This is a genomic window from Bradyrhizobium erythrophlei (assembly GCF_900129505.1).
Lineage (GTDB): Bacteria > Pseudomonadota > Alphaproteobacteria > Rhizobiales > Xanthobacteraceae > Bradyrhizobium > Bradyrhizobium erythrophlei_D.
Genome location: NZ_LT670818.1, coordinates 2,343,261 through 2,359,705, shown reverse-complemented (window position 1 = coordinate 2,359,705; position 16,445 = coordinate 2,343,261). Strand labels below are relative to the sequence as shown.

The window sequence follows — 16,445 nt, the reverse complement described above, 5'->3', positions numbered from 1 at the left end:
ATGTCGCTTCATGGCACGAAACGGACATGCCGACCGCATTGAGCGATGTCCGGTTTTGGGGGTAGAGCGGAGTGCACCGGGAGACCGGCAAGGAGTAGATGGTGCAAGTCCATCACGATGAAGGAGTATCCGCCTCAACGGCGTGGCGCCAAATTGATTTATCGCAACATCCGTCCTGCGATTGTCGGCAATCATCCCATTGAGGCGATCCTTTTTGGATGCAAGGGAGAGAGCTATGACAACTGCGGGAAACGCTCTTTTATGGTCTGGTATATACTTTTGTCTGTCGTTCGCTGCGATTTTTGTGGTTTGGTTTGCTGACAGGTTGCGATCTAACTTCCTAAGGAAGCCATAGCGCGAACTTATACAGCCAAATGCGGCTAGAGATGCTATTTGCTGCGGTGTATGAGTCTGCTTTTGGCACGAAACGGACCTCCAGCGATGTCCGATTTGAGTCCGCTCTCAGGGGCAAACCGGAAGTGACCGGCACGCGGCCAAAATGACGCGATTGACCCTTATGCGACATCGGCAGAAGCCGCTTACAGCGCTGGACGAGGGCTGTCATATTTGATCGCGGACGAGCTTCTCGTCGAGGAGACCTGCTAATGCAGGTAAGGCGGACTGTCCCAACCTTGGCGACGGCCAACGACACTATGCAACTCGTCAAAGCTCTTGGCGGCGTTTTGTTGACGTGGCAGCAGTTTGAGCAGTTGATAGGATGATTTCTTAGTTAAGACGCCCGACCCTCTGGGACGAAATACGTCCGTGCGGTCCCGCGCCTTCTGGTTATGGCCTGATTGTTGGCAGGAACGGGAGGTAGCAATGGGTAGTGATCATATTTCAGACTCGATTGCGCTAACACCGGCACGTCCTCAGGTGCCTTGGCGGCAGTTTTTCTGCGACGAGGTTGGGCGGCGAGAATTTATCTGTAGTGGCGGCGCCAGTGTCTTAAGCATGATACTTGCTACGCTCCTCGCTGGCTCGAAGCCGGTCAGGGCTGAGACGGTCACCGGATCATTGCCTGAGCTCGACCGCGTGGCAGTCCGGATAGTGATCGATAGCTATCAGTTCGCTGTCGCCCCGAGCAGAAAGCTGCCCAACCTCGATGTCCAGCACTTTGGCTGGGGTCTTAGCGACAAGCCGCCGCGCAAAACGTTGGTCAGCGAATTCGGCCTTGCGATGCATGTCGAGTCGCGGCGCGGCAACGAGACGCGCAACGTCCTGGTGGATTTCGGTTTCACGCCGGAAGCACTTCTCAACAATGCGAGCCTGCTTGGTATTGACCCTGCGGCCATCGACGCACTTGTGCTCAGCCATGGGCACCAGGACCACTTTGGCGGCCTCGTCGGTTTCTTACAGGCGCATAGTGGCAAGCTAAAGCCCAAACTGCCGTTGTTTGTCGGTGGCGAAGGATGTTTCTGCGCGCGCGAGTGGACTGCCCCCCCGGCGCGGGGCAACTTCGGTGTCATCAACCGAAAAGCCCTCGAAGAGGCCGACCTCGCCGTGACCGTCGCGGAGAGACCGGCCCTGGTTGCCGATCACGCCGTGGCCACGGGGCAGATCGGTCAGAAGACCTTTGAGAAGGTGCTATCGCCGAGCGCAATGACCATTGGCTTTGAGCGGGGCGTCGGCTGCTATCCCGACCGCCTCAGCGAGGCGGAACGCAGTGCGCCCGTCGTGCCGGATCAATTTCAGCACGAGATTGCGACGGCATTCAATCTGAAAGGACGGGGGCTTGTCGTCCTGACTTCGTGCAGCCATCGCGGCGTGGTCAACGCAATCAGGCAAGCTCAAGCTGCCTCCGGTGTGGAAAGAATTCATGCAGTGATTGGAGGCTTTCATCTCGCGCCCTATCAAGAGGATTACGTTCGAGATACGGTCAAGGCACTCCAGGAAATCGATCCGACTTACGTGGTTCCGCTGCATTGTACGGGCGAACCTTTTTACGAAATCGCGCGCGCTGCTATGCCGACGAAGCTCTTACGCGGGTACACAGGAACTCGCTTGGTTTTCGAGGCGTGAGCGGACCTCAATATTATTACGTGAATGTCCGTTCGTGGCACGAAACGGACCTAGCCGGGCGATCCGACGATGTCCGTTGTTCCGGGCAAAGCAGACTTCGCGATTGCGGGCGTCAATGTCTGAAGATGATCCAAACGATCTTTCGATCCTTACCTTTAGGCCGCTTCTGCTAGCTATTGGACGACGTCAAGTTTGACCTTTGCGATCCCACTTCCAACCATTCCCAGCGCATCGGCCGCAGTATGTGAGACATCGACTACTCGTCCGGGAATGTACGGACCGCGGTCATTGACCCGAACTGTCACTGACCGCCCCGTCGCGACGTTTGTCACCCGCAGCCGGGTGCCAAACGGCAACGTAGGATGAGCGGCGGTTAAATCGTGCGTATCGAACTTTTCGCCGCTCGCGGTCTGTTGCCCTTCCGTGTAGAAGCTGGCAATTCCCCGCGAGGCGATCTGTGTCGGGGCCGCGTTGTTGTGCCGCGCGAACGGGATATGCTTTTTCGCGGATGCGACACGCCTGTTGGTGACGAATGATGCCGTTCGATTGTGCTGCAGCGACGCCTGTCGACTGGGGCCAACAAATTCGGAATTCCTGGTGACAACGGATGACTGAGCGCAAGCCGCAAGCAACGCCGCGCCGAGAACGATGGCAAACAGTCGAATGACATTCCGGACACGAGCGCCCGAGACCGAGAACGCGTCAGGAATATGATTTGCTTTAATGGCGCCGTACGAACTCTTGGCACAATCGACGGAAGACATGTTGCATCCCCAACCTGTTCCTCCAACCTAAATCCGACCCACGATGAGGGCGGAACCGCCGCTGAACAAGACCAGGCGCGGCATCAACCACCGATTTCATTCGGGTGTGATTATTGCGCCACAACTCGCCGCAAGGCGCGATGTCGCCTGTTGGCACGTTTGAGACATTCCAGCCGGCTACGAAGATGTCTGTTTAGGGGGCGCCGGCTCTGACGCTCGCCGCGACAGGTTGGCTTTGGTCGCGCTGAAGATGGAACACAAACAATCATGGTGGGTTCTCACTAATGACCAAAGCCGTTCGGCGCGTCGTCGCCCGGTACCGGCGGCGGGAACTAGGAGAAAGCCCCGCTTTGCTAGAGGCTCCCCGCAGACCTTCATCGCTAGATATAGCGCGCACTCCGAAAGGCTGGTGGCAAAAACAGGAGTAATCATGAAGCTGAATTCGACACAGGTGAAAAAGACCTTGAGCCAATTCGAGGCTGAGGTTCTTCCCGATAATCATCCGGCGGTTCCTCAACTGCATAGCATGTTCGGGGAACATACGTTCTTTATCGATGACAGCGGCCTTAACGTCCTGGAGCCGGCCGAAAAACTGGAAACGGAAATTCGAACCGGAGAAGTCGTGAGCCTTGCCAGTTGGAGTGATGCGACCCTTACGAAACTGAGGCCCCACGAACCGGAACCGACAGGCCTCGTCATCGTCTTGGAGACCGGGCACTAAGGCCTCCATCGCTATGCGCTGCGTAGGATAGCGTCGCGACGCCCCAATCTTTAGGTCAGCATCCGCCTATCCCTGCGTCCGGGTCCGGACGCAGGGAGGATTGCGCAATCGGTGAAGTCCCCCCGGCAGCGGAAACCCAACAATGCGGAAACTTAACCGCCATCAAAAAATATGCGCCAATGGCTGGCGTGGACAAGTCTGTATCTTGCTTGATCAAGCGCGGACTCTAACTGATTGGGACTAGGTAGCCTTCAATCATGTTGGAGGTAATGATTATCAAGAGCAGCCCGAGCAGGAGGGCGCATGTGTCCGCCACGGAGCGGCGATAATGAATGGATTGGCAAGCAGTCGGGCTGAGGCCAAATATCAAGGCAACCGAACGCTGTTCGTCCTGTTGGCGTCCGGCTGGCATCGCGCGGGAAATGCGTGAGTCGCTCTCCGGGGTTATCGACATCGAGCAGCCAAGCTGGAGCAAATGTGGAGCTTGCTTACACTGCCCCAACAACAATTCTGGCAGTAACCACGTTCTTTAGTTGATCGTCAGGAATTGCGGCGTTTGCTCTCGTCACAACGGCGAGAGATTTCTATGCCTATCGTACGATACGTAGTCTGGGTTGGCACATCGCTTCTTGCGCTACTGTTCGTGGCAAATTGGTTCCTTCCCGAACCCACGCGAGAGCCAGGGCATGAGGCAATCGATAAGCCGGTTATTCGGATAGCCTCAATTCAGCAGCCACCCGAGCGAGTGGTCATTGACACCAGTCAGCCGACGGTAGTTCCGCCACCGCCGCCATTCAAAAGCGAAGGTGCAGGCAGTCCATCGTCGCTGCAATCGTACGCTTCTGTGGACCCATTTCCGACAGTGGTCGACTCAGCCAAAAAGCTGCCGAAGGCAGTTGAACGGCGGGGGGCCAGAGTTGATAACTACCGACCGACGCTATCGAACACCCCTGCGGTCGCTCGCGGCGGCTCGACGACAGCTGTATCGTCAACCAGGTTATCCTTCGCGGAGATCATTTCTGGACAGCTAGTGAGAAACCTATTCAACCTGCGTTGACCTCGCCGTCGTGCGAAACTACGTGTCGCATCCTGGTGAGAGGTTCAGTGCCCTCAACAACCCCGCAAGGCCCTCGGGGCGCCGACATGGCCTGAGGTCGACGATTGCCTTCGGAGGTTCGACATTCTTGCTCTTCTGTGATTCTTGCCCCTTCTTTGATTGCGAGCTCTTGATGCGTCGGTCCTGTGCGCCCTTTTCGACCTTCATCGAATGCGGGTCATGCCAATGACGGCCAGTAACCTTCGGGACCGTTGTGGGCAACGGCAATGAGGGTTCGGGGGTTGCTTTCGCAAACTGTGTGACCGGGTCAACCGGGACCGCCTTGCGCACATAGGAGATTTCGAGCTTGTCCGCCTTCGTTAGGGTGTCCTGCGGGACGGCTGAGCCAACGGTCGTTCGATTCGGTAAGGGTTCGATGGCCGGAGGACGCGACGCCGCCGTCCCAGCCTTAATCGCTATTGCCCCTAGGAGGATCAGACAGACAATTGGGAGCCCCACTATCCTCATGGCTAATCCCTCAAGCCGAGCAACTCGGTCGTCGTAAGCTCGGGACGGATTCAGGCTGTTAAAGGGCAGGCTCGGAAAAGATGGAGGAACTGGAAAAGTTGTTTGTCGTACGGTTAACGCAGCTCAGAGCCGTCATGGTGCCGCGTCATATATGACGTTGCTATTGTGAGAAGGTGAACGGCCGCAGTCCCCAACTCCTGCATGTCTTTATCAAGCACGTAGACCCCTGCTGCTCTGTGATACGCGACACCAACAGTAGCGTAGGCATCGGTTACGAAATCGGCAGTGCGGTCACCTTTCTTAAGAATACCTCTTTCTAACACCACTTTCATCGCAGCATTGGAAGTAGCTTCGGCGATGTCGGCATCCTCCAAGTCTGGCGACGGCAAGCCCGATTGCGTTGGGTGGCATTGCTGAGAAGCCTCTTGCAATACTTCATAGAAATGCGGTTTTTGGGCTTCGTCGGCGTTCAAATATGTCTTCAGAAATCGTCGTGATCTGGCCTCCAGATGTTTGCGATCACGCCGGATCTTTCTCCGCTGCTCTCCGAGTTCAGATTTTGGCCAACTAGACAACTGAGCCGTTCCGTTAAAATGACATCGAAGGGGCCGCGAGCCCATCGTTCTTCAACTCGCTAACATTCATCACGCAAACTAACCTTCGGAAGGCTTAGCCTTGTTGGCGTTGCGTTGCCATCGGCTCGGTGTGCATCGACTGCTGAAGTGGCCTCTTCTGGAGGCGCCAGGAAGTTTGAGCGCGTGCAAGCTCGTGCCAGCGCTCCGCTTGCCAAATCCATTTTCCTCGATTCGAAGGCTCTAACCTCGCCCGCTCCAGACAGTACAATTCCATCGCCGAGCAATCATTGTCACTCATCCCAGGACCCTCCTGCCGCCAGTCTATTTCTTCTGTTTGCGTCAGAGTCATTATGATTATATGGCAAAACGATTCTTAAATAGGTTCCACGGAGATCCGGCCTGGTTAGACGGACTCTATTGAGTTCCCGAGCCATGCATCCGCCTGATTGACATTGCCAGGGCGGTAGCGAGCGAACCGCCAGATAGGCACGGCTTAAACTTCTGGAAATCAATGCATGTGACAGGCAAGTCGCATCGAATCGCAATAGCTATGTCCGACTACGACCGCGCAGAACGGACGAGTTGGCGGCTGACCCTGACACAGCCATCTGCTACTGAGAGCCGCCTCGGCGGCTCCCTTTGTTTTATTAAGCTCCGCCGCGCGGCAACCCGCCGATTCGCCACACTCGTTAATTGGTTTTTCGGATGATCTCGCCAGCCGGTTGATCAGAGGCCGTCCGCAAATTGCCCGCGCAGTTTGGGTCCTCAGATTCGCAACCGTTTGCAAACCATTCAACCGATCGCGTAAATACCAGTAACGAATCGAAAATCGTTCTTGCGCACATTCTCCTCAGTCAAAGGGGTGAAGTGGAGCGCAGATCATGAGCAGGGAAGCAGTTCTAGAGAACGTACGTCGATTTCGCACCATCGCGTCGCTATACCGGCAAACCGCAGCCCTCCGACCTGGCCAAAGCTGGTCCTTGCTTGGGCAGGCCAAGGATTGGGAGTATCGCGCATTGGCGGAGTTGGAGTCCTACTTTGGGGGCTCAGCACAGCCTACCGGCGCGCAATTGGAGATCGCTATTGCCGCCTAAGTGCTGCTCGGCGGAAATATTATCCAAGCTTTGGATGTCAACCCTCCTGTAGCCGGCGGATTGCGCCTCGGGAATTGGCCCGCCTTTGCCGAGAAGGCTTCTGTCCAAGCCAGAGGTCGCGCATGTAGTTCTTTGGGCCACCATTCGTTGGCTTGGCGTCAATCGAAAACGGGAAGTCCGCGAACTCGTCAATTTGTCGAATTGCAGCTTTTACGGCATCGAGCTGTTGTCCTCCAGCACTTTCGCGGGAAGGCCCCATGCCCGACGTGGGTGGTCATTAACGGACCGCGAAGCCTGCCCCTACTTGGGATCGGCACAACACTCTGCCGCTCCCCCTTGGCTCCCCCATACAATTTCAAACGGCAGACCTCTCTTGAGTTCAACAAATTATCTGCGCTCGACCCTTACCTTGAGAGGGTTGAGTTCTCTTACCGTCAGCTTGGGAAAACAAACCACGTGTCAAGACGCGGCACCCCACTTGCATGCTCGCTACGGAGGGTGGTGGGCGAACTCGGTTGAGTTCTGTCCTTAATCACGTGGACGTCGATCCGGTCTCGAGGCCGATCCGCACCGCGTCCAATCGGTGACCGCGCTGCTGCGGGCTGCGCATTGGGTGAGTGATCGCCTCTTAGTCAGCGCTGGTGACCAAGGCCAATGCCAAGTTTGAGCGCCTTCTGGCGTAAAGAGCCCACGGTCCGCTTGGTCAACTTTGCGATCTTGTCGACGGGTGTTCTCGCTTTGGAATGAGCCCGAAGCTCTCTGACATCGGCTTTCGAATATTCCCGCGTACGATTTTCTTTTTGGATTTTTTAGGCAACTTCCACTCCTGCTTTGGAACGGGTTGTAACACGGGAAATTTGCTTGGCAACATTCCGATGCGCATGCTCCTTTGAGGTCTTCCTCGCTTTAATGAGGATATTCTCGATTCGGATCCTAAGATGCCTGGTATCGCTTGAAATGAGCAACAAGATTGCTTTGGTTTCGCTCGACTTCGCCGGCACGGGAAGCGTGTGTGGTGGCAACAAGGAGTTATCCGCCATGGACGCACATTTAGTCGAAACGACAATTAGAGCTTACCTAACCGAAATTCGCAGCCGGCTCGACAAGGCCGCGGGAATAGGACGCGCAGCAGACGCCTGCGCTGGGGCTGGCTTTCACGAGAAGGGCCTCGAAGTCGCACTCGACATGGAGCAACTTCTGTACGAGGCAACCACGCTGCTGAATGCCGCGAGCCTCATCAACCGGATCAGTCGACAAAGTTGAGGGTCATTTTTCTTTAAGCCTCCTCCCCGCCGGCGCTTGCGTCTTCCGCGGGGTTGCGGTCGTGGCGGCGATGATGCCGCACGACCTTGAAGGAGGATTTTATGAAGCTCTCCGATACTCAACTACTGATTCTGTCTTCGGCTTCGCAACGAGCCGACCATGCAGCCCTTCTACCTGCAAATCTCAAAGGCAACGCCGCAAAGAAGGTGGTCGACAGGCTCTTGAACGAAAAGCTTCTGCAAGAGCTTCGCGCCAAGCACGACATGCCGATATGGCGGCGCGACGACGATAACAGGCCTTATTCGTTGCGGATTACGAAGGCCGGCCTTAGAGCGATCGAGCTGGCCAAGGCGCCGGACGATAATGCCGCGGCTGATCCCAATGAAGTCGCAGGCCCAGATGTATCCACGCAACCCAAGTCGAACGAGCGGCCAGGCCGCGCCAAGCGATCGAGGGCAGAGAAGACCGCTGCCGTTTCCACGAGGACAACCAAGCCATCGCCCGATCGAGCCAAACCAAACTCCAAACAGGACAAGATCGTCGCCCTCCTACAGCGCCCGGAAGGCGCGACGTTGGATGTCCTGGTCAAGGAGACGCAATGGCAGAAGCACTCGGTACGCGGATTTCTCGCCGGCACCGTGCGCAAAAAGCTGAAACTCGCCCTCCTCTCCGAGAAGATCGACGGTGTCAGAAACTACCGGATCGGCACGGCCAAAGCCGCAAAGAGTAAGAAGACCTCGGCGGCGCGAAAGGCTTGATCGAATGCCACGTGGCACGATCGAAGATGCAGCTCTTGAGGCTGAGATCGGGCGTTTGCGCGATCTCAGCCTTCTCGAACTCCGGAACCGATGGAAGGCGCTGTTTGGCCATCCCGCGCCCAAATCATTGCGCCGAAATTTTTTGGCGCGGGCGGTGGCGTATCAAATGCAGGTCGAGGTCTATGGTGGACTATCGGTCGCAACAAAGCGTCGGCTGCGGGAAATCGCCAACGCCGTTCGAAATGGTGACGCGAACGCCATGCTAGGCAGCAGCCGCATTAAACCCGGCACGCAAATGATCCGGCAATGGCAGGGCACCACCCATACCGTCACAGCATTGGCGGAGGGATTCCAGTGGAACGGTCGGACCTACAAGTCACTCTCCGCCGTCGCCAATGCCATTACCGGTACCAACTGGAACGGGTTTGCTTTCTTTGGCATCAAGCGGGCGCCATCTGGGAACAAGAACGCGTCGGGGCCGCGGCGAACTAACTTGCCTGCAACTCTTGACGTCAGCACTGAGCCTGTTTCAAAAGTGAAGTCTACGAGGAGCGGGCGAAATGCGTAATCCGGCCCCGCCCCGGACCAAGGTTTTTCGCTGCGCGATCTACACCCGGAAATCCTCCGAAGAGGGACTGGAACAGGACTTCAATTCGCTGCATGCGCAACGCGAATCCTGTGACGCATATATAAAGAGTCAGCGGCACGAGGGCTGGACTCCCCTTCCCTCCCTCTATGACGATGGCGGCTATTCAGGCGGATCGACGGAACGACCGGCCCTCAAAAGGTTGCTGGCCGATATCCAATCCCACCTGATCGACGTGGTCGTGGTCTACAAGGTGGACCGGCTTACCCGGTCATTGGCGGATTTCGCGAAAATCGTCGAAATCTTCGACGCGGCGGGCGTCTCGTTCGTCTCGGTCACCCAGCAATTCAACACCACGACCTCGATGGGGCGCCTGACCCTCAATGTCCTTCTGTCCTTTGCGCAGTTCGAGCGCGAAGTCACGGGTGAGCGGATCCGCGACAAGATCGCCGCATCCAAGCAGAAGGGCATGTGGATGGGAGGCTGGGTGCCGATCGGCTATGACCGCAAGGACCGGACCCTCACCATCAATGAAACCGAGGCCGTGACCGTCCGGACGATCTTTGACCTGTTTCTGAAACTCAAAAACGTCCAGCGGGTCCAGACCGAACTCGTTCGCCTCCATCTCAAGACCAAGCCATATGCGACGCCCCGAGGCCGAGCGGTCGGCGGCTTGTCCTTTGCGCGCGGTCACCTCTACAAGATCCTGTCGAACCCTCTTTATATAGGGGAGATTGAGCATAAAGGTGTGCGGTATCCTGGTCAGCATCCGCCCCTGGTTGACGCCGCGACATGGGACGCCGTCCAGGCCCAGCTTGGGGCCAACCATCACGAAAATCGGGCCCGGACTAACGCAAAAAGCAAAAGTCTGCTCGCAGGGCTCATTTATGACGACGCCGGCAATCGGCTCGTCTCCAGCCACGCGACCAAAAATGGCAAGCGTTACCGATATTACGTGACGTCAGACGGGAATGGGCGTTCCGTCGCAGCGGCTAGCGTACCAAGGCTCCGGCTACCCGCAGTCATGATCGACGAGCTCGTGCTGGCGAAATTGCAAAGGTTTCTGACGGATAAAACCCAGATATCGACCTTGCTTCGCGAAACGCGGTGTCGGCCGGCAGAGATTGGCAGCGGCCTTGAAATCGCAAGCAAGTTCGCGGATTCGCTGACGTCCGCCGCACCCATGGCGCAGAATGTTGCGGATATTCTCGCGCGCGTGACTGTCAGTCCAACTAGCCTAAATATCTCAATCAATCGAGACCAGTTACTGGCGGTGTTGACTGACACATTCGCGGAGCCATCCCAGGACAACGGCCAAGACAACATCATCTCACTTGAGGCGACTGTTCCTGCCGCCCCAGGCGGCGGCTCTGGCAAACTCGTTTTCGACGATCAGAATGGCAAGACACCTGACGCCGTTGTCGTAAAGGCGATCGCACGCGCCTTGGTCTGGTTCGAACAACTCACGACGGGCAAATCGCGGTCGATGGCGGAAATTGCGGTACGTGAAGGCATCACCGACAACTATGTCAGCAACCTGATTCATCTCGCATGGTTGTCACCCGATCTGGTCGGAAAGGTCCTGGAAGGTGATACGGAGACAACCGCGTTAGCGAAAACGGCGATGCTTACGCGTAAGTCCGACGTTCTATGGAGCCGGAGATAGCCAGAAAGCTCGACCGAGCGTTCGCGCCCCGGGGCGCGGTGAGTTTCGCCGATCCAATGTTATGGAATTCAAGTATCGCAGGTGGCCTGCTGAGCAGGCTTGGAAAATACGTCAAGAGTGTCATTCAAGAGCGGGAATTGCGGGAGATGACCCAACAACTTTTGAGGAACTCGATCGGACTTTTCGACAAGTTCAACCATATCCGCAAAAATCAAAGCCTCGCCCACGATAACGTTTTTTTGGAAAAGGCGGAGGCGCGTTTCATCTTTGATTCCATCAGTGCCGTGTTGAGGTTCGGGAAAAGCATTGACGCCTCCCGGCTCGAGTCCTGAACCGGATTTACGCGGCCGGCCGCACCCCCGCCAGCTCGGTTCCGTCCTAGATCAATCGATTGGCTTGCGCAGCCCACGTTAGGGCGTGGCCACGGCGGCGGCTGCCTTCGCGCGCTTCTTCTTTGTCGGTGCCGACACCGCTGGGACCGCCGGCGATGGCGCGGGCGCTGGGCCCGTAGCCCTGCGTTTGGCGTAATCATCGAGTACGGCGTCAATGCGAGTGAGAAGGGGATCAAAGCCTGAGAAGTCGATGCTGCCCGCCTGCGGCCGCACGACACGCTCTGCAAAGACGACCTTTCCGAACTCGCCAGGCGCGTCGTGCTCCTTGTCGGGATTAAAGGTCTTGCCGTCGATCTTGGTTGCCAGCAGGGCCGGGTCGAAAAATCCTCGGGGCAGGACTTATTGTCGGGACCCTTGATCGGCGTTTTGACAAGATAGAGATGGCCGCCAAGATGATAGAAAGGTAAGTCCGTCGCGTGACCAATGGTGACGCCAAACTTCTTGCTCTGAGCCAGCTTAAATATCTGAGTTGCGCCATCGTCATTATCGATCAGCACAATCACCGGGTGCTTCATCGGGCGGTGTTTGAACTTAGCAAGCTTGTCTCTCCATGCTTCGAGGAAGAATTTGAGGTCAGGTGAGCCGCCTCGAAGCTGCAGGAGATCCTTCGATTGCTTTGAATATTTGAAGAAATGAATATCGAGGGAAAGCTTGCCGTCTTTAGTCGAAGCCAGCTTCGGATGGAGTGCCGCCAGTTTGCGAATCGCACTCTTAAGGTAGATTGAGTCGGTCGGTCCTTCGCAAATGATGAGCGGCTTTGACGGATCGATGAAGTGCTTGAAGAAAACGAGTTGGAAGTAGATGAGGCGTATCGCCGAGGGATATTCGTTCTTATGTTTGGTCCGGTCGGCATGCAGCTTGTGCCGCTTTTCCTTGTTCTTTTCAGCGTCGATCGCAATATCTATCTGTCGTTCCTTAATGTGATAGATGTGGTCAAGGACGCCCTCCAGGCGCGGAACAGAAGAGTCATCTACCCCGTCGCGCTTGTAGGCGCCGGTGGCGAGAAATGAATGCGTCATCGCGCGTGCAAGTTTGCAGTAACGCTGCGGTACATTGACTTTTTCATTGACCGTGAGGCCGGTGACGGTTTGGCGACTCCCCCTCACCTGCATACGAGTTTTTGTGTCGTTTATCGTAAATCCAGCACCCTCGATGCGAGATTTTACCTCATCACCTAGTATCCAACCTTCGCCCACCGCGACCGCAAGGGCCACTGGAAATTCCTTCTGGTTGGTCGAGAATGTGATGTCGTCAGCATAGCGCGTATAGGAACATTGGTTTTTGGCGGCCAATTTGACCAGCCTTATATCGAGGAAATGCGTCAATAGCTCGGACAAGATCGGCGAGCATGGGCTTCCCTGGGGTAATACTCCATCATTGCAAGCAATCTGTGCGAGAATGGTCGCTACAGGTTCGGCCAGCTTGAACTGATTATTCTTGAGAAAGAAGCCGCGGACGCGCCCAAAGTTCAAGCTAGGAAAGAAATTCTGCAAGTCGAGATTTAACACGTAACGGCGCGACTTATGCGCTTTCGCATTGGTGATTATGGAGTAGTCCTTGCGAAACGCATGTGACAACTTGTTCTTGCGTTTCTCGGGCTCTTCTAACTCGCGAAGGCATTCGTACAGAACGTCGGCGAGTCGCCTCTGAAGTCCCTTGAGCATCGGAATCGGCGCATCGATGCGACGTTTGCCGCCGCCTTTTTTCTTAATTTCGAAGGTCTTGTATTTTTCCGCCGTTGGAATTTGAAAGACGATATAGGACAAAGCGCTCGGCTTGTAGCCGAGCAGCGCTGCAACATCATATCGAGTTTTTGCTGTGCGGAGGGTGTGAAGGATCGACAACGCAAATCACCAAAGGAAAAAGGCTTACAGGCACTCCTACGCGTCGCATAGGCCATGGGCCATATGTTTCAATCATGGATCATAGGGAGCAGCGTGCCTGACTTTGGATCATATATCGCGAAACACGATAATAAATCTGCCTGTAAGCTTGTGGACCAATGTAGCGGTAAAGGCGGTCAACGCAAGATGTTGCAGAGGACTACGGTATTGCGTATATTTGGCGGACTTACTTTCGATTAAAGGGCACGACCACACCGGGAAATTCTGATTTCGGCATGATACGTGCCGAATCCTGCTTCAACTGAACTACTTCCGCTGTACGTGCTGAGAACCAACCGGGCGGGAGGCAAGTCAGATTCTCAACGTCGCCGGCCGACATTGTAAATTCGACCGAGAGAAGGTCTGCTTTGGTGCGCAGGCCTGAGTCGACCACAATATTCATCGCGTCCGCTAGGCTTCGCGGCTCGGGTACCAGCCACTCTCGATCCAGCGGCTCTTCCCGGTTCCAGCCCTTTGCCGAGTAGAGCTTGTAGAGGTCTGTTGCATGAGTCTCTGGAATGATATCGAGATCGGAAAGACGCTTAATCTGTGCTTTTACGGACACGCGCCAACGCTCTTTCAAAGACAAAAGAGCCGCTAACGAAGGTCGCCGAACCTCGTGCGGATAGGTTGTAGACGGCAGCAAAAATGCGCTCGCGAGTCTAAAAGCCTGCGTTTCGATTGGCTTGAGGTTTTTCTTTAGCTCGTCCTCTGTGACGTCCTTATGTAAAACGGCGTGGGCCAATTCGTGCGCAGCGTCCATTTGGCGCCGGGGAAACGACATCTTGTCTGTTGCCAAGAGTATGTGCGGCCGACACTCGGAAGCTGACCAACTGCAAAGCCCGTCGAGCTTGGATGTACCCATTTCTATGGCGCCGACGACAACTCCTACGCGTTCGAGCAGCGCCACAACGTCCGTGCAGGGACCTTCACCAATTTTCCAGTGGCGCCGCAAATCGAGTGCAATCTTCTCGATATCCTCATCGCGAAGTTGTTTGTAACTCGCCCCGTCGAGCACATCAGGAATGTCAGCACTGGGAAAATCCACATAATGTTGCAGTGCCGCGCTGATTTCTTGCAACCAATGCATCTGAGCGTGCTGATAGTCGATGTCCCGGACGAGCGTGCTCGCCAGAGATCGGTAAAAGACAGGCCGGGTGCTATCAAACACAGGTCGAAGGAAAAATTCGCGTCGTACCTGTAGCGCGCCGGCAAGTGCGGAGAGAGCATCAGAATCCGGTGCACTGGAGCCGTCTTCCCAACGTGTCACCGTGCTTGCGCTCACGCTCAAAAGCCGAGCAAGCGCCGACATGCTCGCAAGTCGTCGCGCGGCGCGAGCCTCGGTCAATCGCTCCCGAACGAATCCAGGCGTTCCAACACGCATTTTTATTCACCCAACCGAAAATCTACGCTGTCGCGAAGGCTCAATCGCCTTCCGCACTGCCGTCTTCTTCTTCGGGCTTCGGAGCTTCTGGTGGGACGAATGGCTTTACGACTTTTTTCAGCGAGACCTTGATTGGAGCCGCTGACGGAGTTGGCGAAGTCGGATTGACCGGGCCCGCAGCAGGAGCGTCCCCGTGACCACTTAGGAAAGTGTCGAGTGACTCATAGAACAAGTAGCTCTCATAGGCCGAATCGATGATCCCGACGGCAATCTCTTCGATTTGGCCAGCCCGCTCACGATGGCGAGACACAAGCAGCAGAGCAAAAACGTCTCCGACTTTCGGTCCCATACCGTCGAGATCCAGGCGCGGGGAAAGATCGTAGTTGAGGCTAACGCCGGCGCTCCGCGACTTATTTTTTATCGGAATCGACTTTGGCTCGGGCATAGCTGCGAGGCCCAGGATGATGCCTGTTTCGCCCTGCTCAAGCCGCATGAACGGTTGAAACACCTTCAGTTCGGTGTTTGGGATCACGCCGCCGTCAAGAAGGCGGCCACCATGTGACGAACAGACTTCCTCGAAGCCTTGCTCCCACATCCGGAACCGCGCCTGTCCTTCAGCTTCTCGGGCCCGCTTTTTGTCCAAACCCGAATGGTCGCGAATCATCTCGAAGGCTTTGACCGCTTCGGCCCGCACCCTGTCCTCAAGGTCAATAAGCAAGTCTTTGCCGAGAGTTAGGCGTAGGTGGCGTTGGACCGTATCGTGCATTTGAGCGAATCCATCAATTGCGTATAGGCGGATTTATGGCCTATATTTTTGCAAAATGGAAGATTTTTCTTCACATTTCGTCGCCCGAGCTTAAGGTTCGGCCGCAATCATTCGGCACTTTACGCAATTATCTGTGCCTGCCACCGGTCTTTGCGGCGAGCGCGTCCGGAGTGCTGTTGCCAGCACCATCACCATCCGATTCTATGCGTCGGCGAAACCGATGTTTTCGGGACGGGGGCGATGTGACTGAGTTGAACTTTAAAGGCAAAGAATTTGTCTACAACCATCACCTGGCCGTGCCCTTTCGGCCGCTGGAGCCGCACGCGAAAAAAGGGATTGGCGCCGTCGCGCTTGACGGCAACCTCATCATTCACGGCGACAACTTACACGCGCTAAAAGCACTGCTGCCCTTGTACGCCGGTAAGGTGGACTGCGTGTTTATCGACCCGCCTTATAACACAGGCAATGAGGGCTGGAGTTACAACGACAATGTGAACTCGCCAATGATGGCAGGGATGGATTCGATCACCCCCCGCATAGCCTTGGCGAGATGGGCTCCCTTATCCTTCGCCGCGGTGCGCCGAAGCTCCAGTTTGAGCCTTCCGCCATCGGCCTCTTCCGCAAGACCCCAGTATTTGTAGGCACTCAGCTTTCGGGCGTCCAAATGCCCGTTGTCAATAATAGACTTGGCCTCAGCAACCGTCGCCCCCATGGGTTTGGTTGCGAGGTATTTGACCAGGGCTATAACGTCTTCAATGGTCGTGCGGGTTGGAAGAGATATCGCCTCAGCCATAAAGAATCTCCGGGAAAAGCCTATTATTATGGGCGCTTTCCAACGGGAGCAAGCGGAGTCCTGAACAACCGGAGATATACACACCCTATCAGGGATGTGGTCGTTTCCGCCGCCGCCTATGCCGTGGGGTTTGAGGTCCCTTCAATTTTGGATTCTTCGCCATTTATTATCCTCGCTGGCCTAGAGAATCATGCCAGCTAGTGGTTAATCAAGG

Annotated in this window: 13 protein-coding genes and 1 pseudogene; 8 read left to right on the top strand and 6 right to left on the bottom strand. The window is 55.8% G+C overall.

From position 1 onward, the window contains the following. Positions 1-822: 822 nt before the first annotated feature. Positions 823-2,022, top strand: coding sequence for an MBL fold metallo-hydrolase (locus tag B5525_RS11140; protein WP_079566050.1), 1,200 nt, complete (start codon positions 823-825; stop codon positions 2,020-2,022). A 173-nt stretch (positions 2,023-2,195) separates the two neighbouring features. Here the strand turns inward: B5525_RS11140 and B5525_RS11135 are convergent, their stop codons facing one another. After that, a complete protein-coding gene (locus B5525_RS11135) occupies positions 2,196-2,786 on the bottom strand; it encodes a septal ring lytic transglycosylase RlpA family protein (protein WP_079566049.1) in 591 nt (196 codons plus the stop codon). 430 nt (positions 2,787-3,216) lie between these two features. Between B5525_RS11135 and B5525_RS11130 the strand changes: the two genes are divergently transcribed. Then, entirely contained in the window at positions 3,217-3,507 is a 291-nt protein-coding gene (locus B5525_RS11130) for a hypothetical protein (protein ID WP_079566048.1), read from the top strand. 1,677 nt (positions 3,508-5,184) lie between these two features. On the opposite strand, the gene B5525_RS11115 is transcribed toward B5525_RS11130, so the two are convergent. Then, positions 5,185-5,544 carry a hypothetical protein gene (locus B5525_RS11115; protein WP_154073152.1) on the bottom strand — a complete coding sequence of 120 codons (360 nt, stop codon included), beginning with the start codon at positions 5,542-5,544 and terminating at the stop codon, positions 5,185-5,187. A gap of 983 nt (positions 5,545-6,527) precedes the next feature. Between B5525_RS11115 and B5525_RS46165 the strand changes: the two genes are divergently transcribed. The 6 genes and pseudogenes from B5525_RS46165 to B5525_RS47760 form a co-directional block, all read left to right on the top strand. Beyond that, positions 6,528-6,740 carry a hypothetical protein gene (locus B5525_RS46165; protein ID WP_079566043.1) on the top strand — a complete coding sequence of 71 codons (213 nt, stop codon included), beginning with the start codon at positions 6,528-6,530 and terminating at the stop codon, positions 6,738-6,740. Positions 6,741-7,697: 957 nt separating this feature from the next. Then, positions 7,698-8,003 carry a hypothetical protein gene (locus tag B5525_RS11100; protein WP_244567866.1) on the top strand — a complete coding sequence of 102 codons (306 nt, stop codon included), beginning with the start codon at positions 7,698-7,700 and terminating at the stop codon, positions 8,001-8,003. A gap of 101 nt (positions 8,004-8,104) precedes the next feature. After that, entirely contained in the window at positions 8,105-8,761 is a 657-nt protein-coding gene (locus B5525_RS11095; protein WP_079566042.1) for a DUF3489 domain-containing protein, read from the top strand. A gap of 4 nt (positions 8,762-8,765) precedes the next feature. Continuing rightward, the gene (locus B5525_RS11090; RefSeq protein ID WP_079566041.1) at positions 8,766-9,329 is read left to right on the top strand and encodes a DUF2924 domain-containing protein; all 564 of its coding nucleotides are present in this window, start codon (positions 8,766-8,768) and stop codon (positions 9,327-9,329) included. Continuing rightward, entirely contained in the window at positions 9,322-11,013 is a 1,692-nt protein-coding gene (locus tag B5525_RS11085) for a recombinase family protein (protein WP_079566040.1), read from the top strand. Before B5525_RS11090 ends, B5525_RS11085 begins: the two co-directional genes overlap by 8 nt. Next, a pseudogene (locus tag B5525_RS47760) lies at positions 10,998-11,249 on the top strand (hypothetical protein); the annotation flags it as partial. The gene B5525_RS11085 and the pseudogene B5525_RS47760, both read left to right, overlap by 16 nt. On the opposite strand, the gene B5525_RS11075 reads toward B5525_RS47760, so the two are convergent. The 4 genes from B5525_RS11075 to B5525_RS43755 form a co-directional block, all read right to left on the bottom strand. After that, positions 11,225-13,249, bottom strand: a complete 2,025-nt coding sequence (locus tag B5525_RS11075; protein WP_079566038.1) for a retron Ec67 family RNA-directed DNA polymerase/endonuclease — start codon at positions 13,247-13,249, stop codon at positions 11,225-11,227. The pseudogene B5525_RS47760 and the gene B5525_RS11075 overlap by 25 nt on opposite strands. Positions 13,250-13,475: 226 nt before the next feature. Then, positions 13,476-14,600 carry a helix-turn-helix domain-containing protein gene (locus B5525_RS11070; RefSeq protein WP_197687911.1) on the bottom strand — a complete coding sequence of 375 codons (1,125 nt, stop codon included), beginning with the start codon at positions 14,598-14,600 and terminating at the stop codon, positions 13,476-13,478. A gap of 112 nt (positions 14,601-14,712) precedes the next feature. Beyond that, positions 14,713-15,438 carry a hypothetical protein gene (locus B5525_RS11065; RefSeq protein ID WP_079566036.1) on the bottom strand — a complete coding sequence of 242 codons (726 nt, stop codon included), beginning with the start codon at positions 15,436-15,438 and terminating at the stop codon, positions 14,713-14,715. A gap of 478 nt (positions 15,439-15,916) precedes the next feature. Continuing rightward, positions 15,917-16,231, bottom strand: a complete 315-nt coding sequence (locus tag B5525_RS43755; RefSeq protein ID WP_154073151.1) for a hypothetical protein — start codon at positions 16,229-16,231, stop codon at positions 15,917-15,919. Between the last annotated feature and the right edge of the window lie 214 nt (positions 16,232-16,445).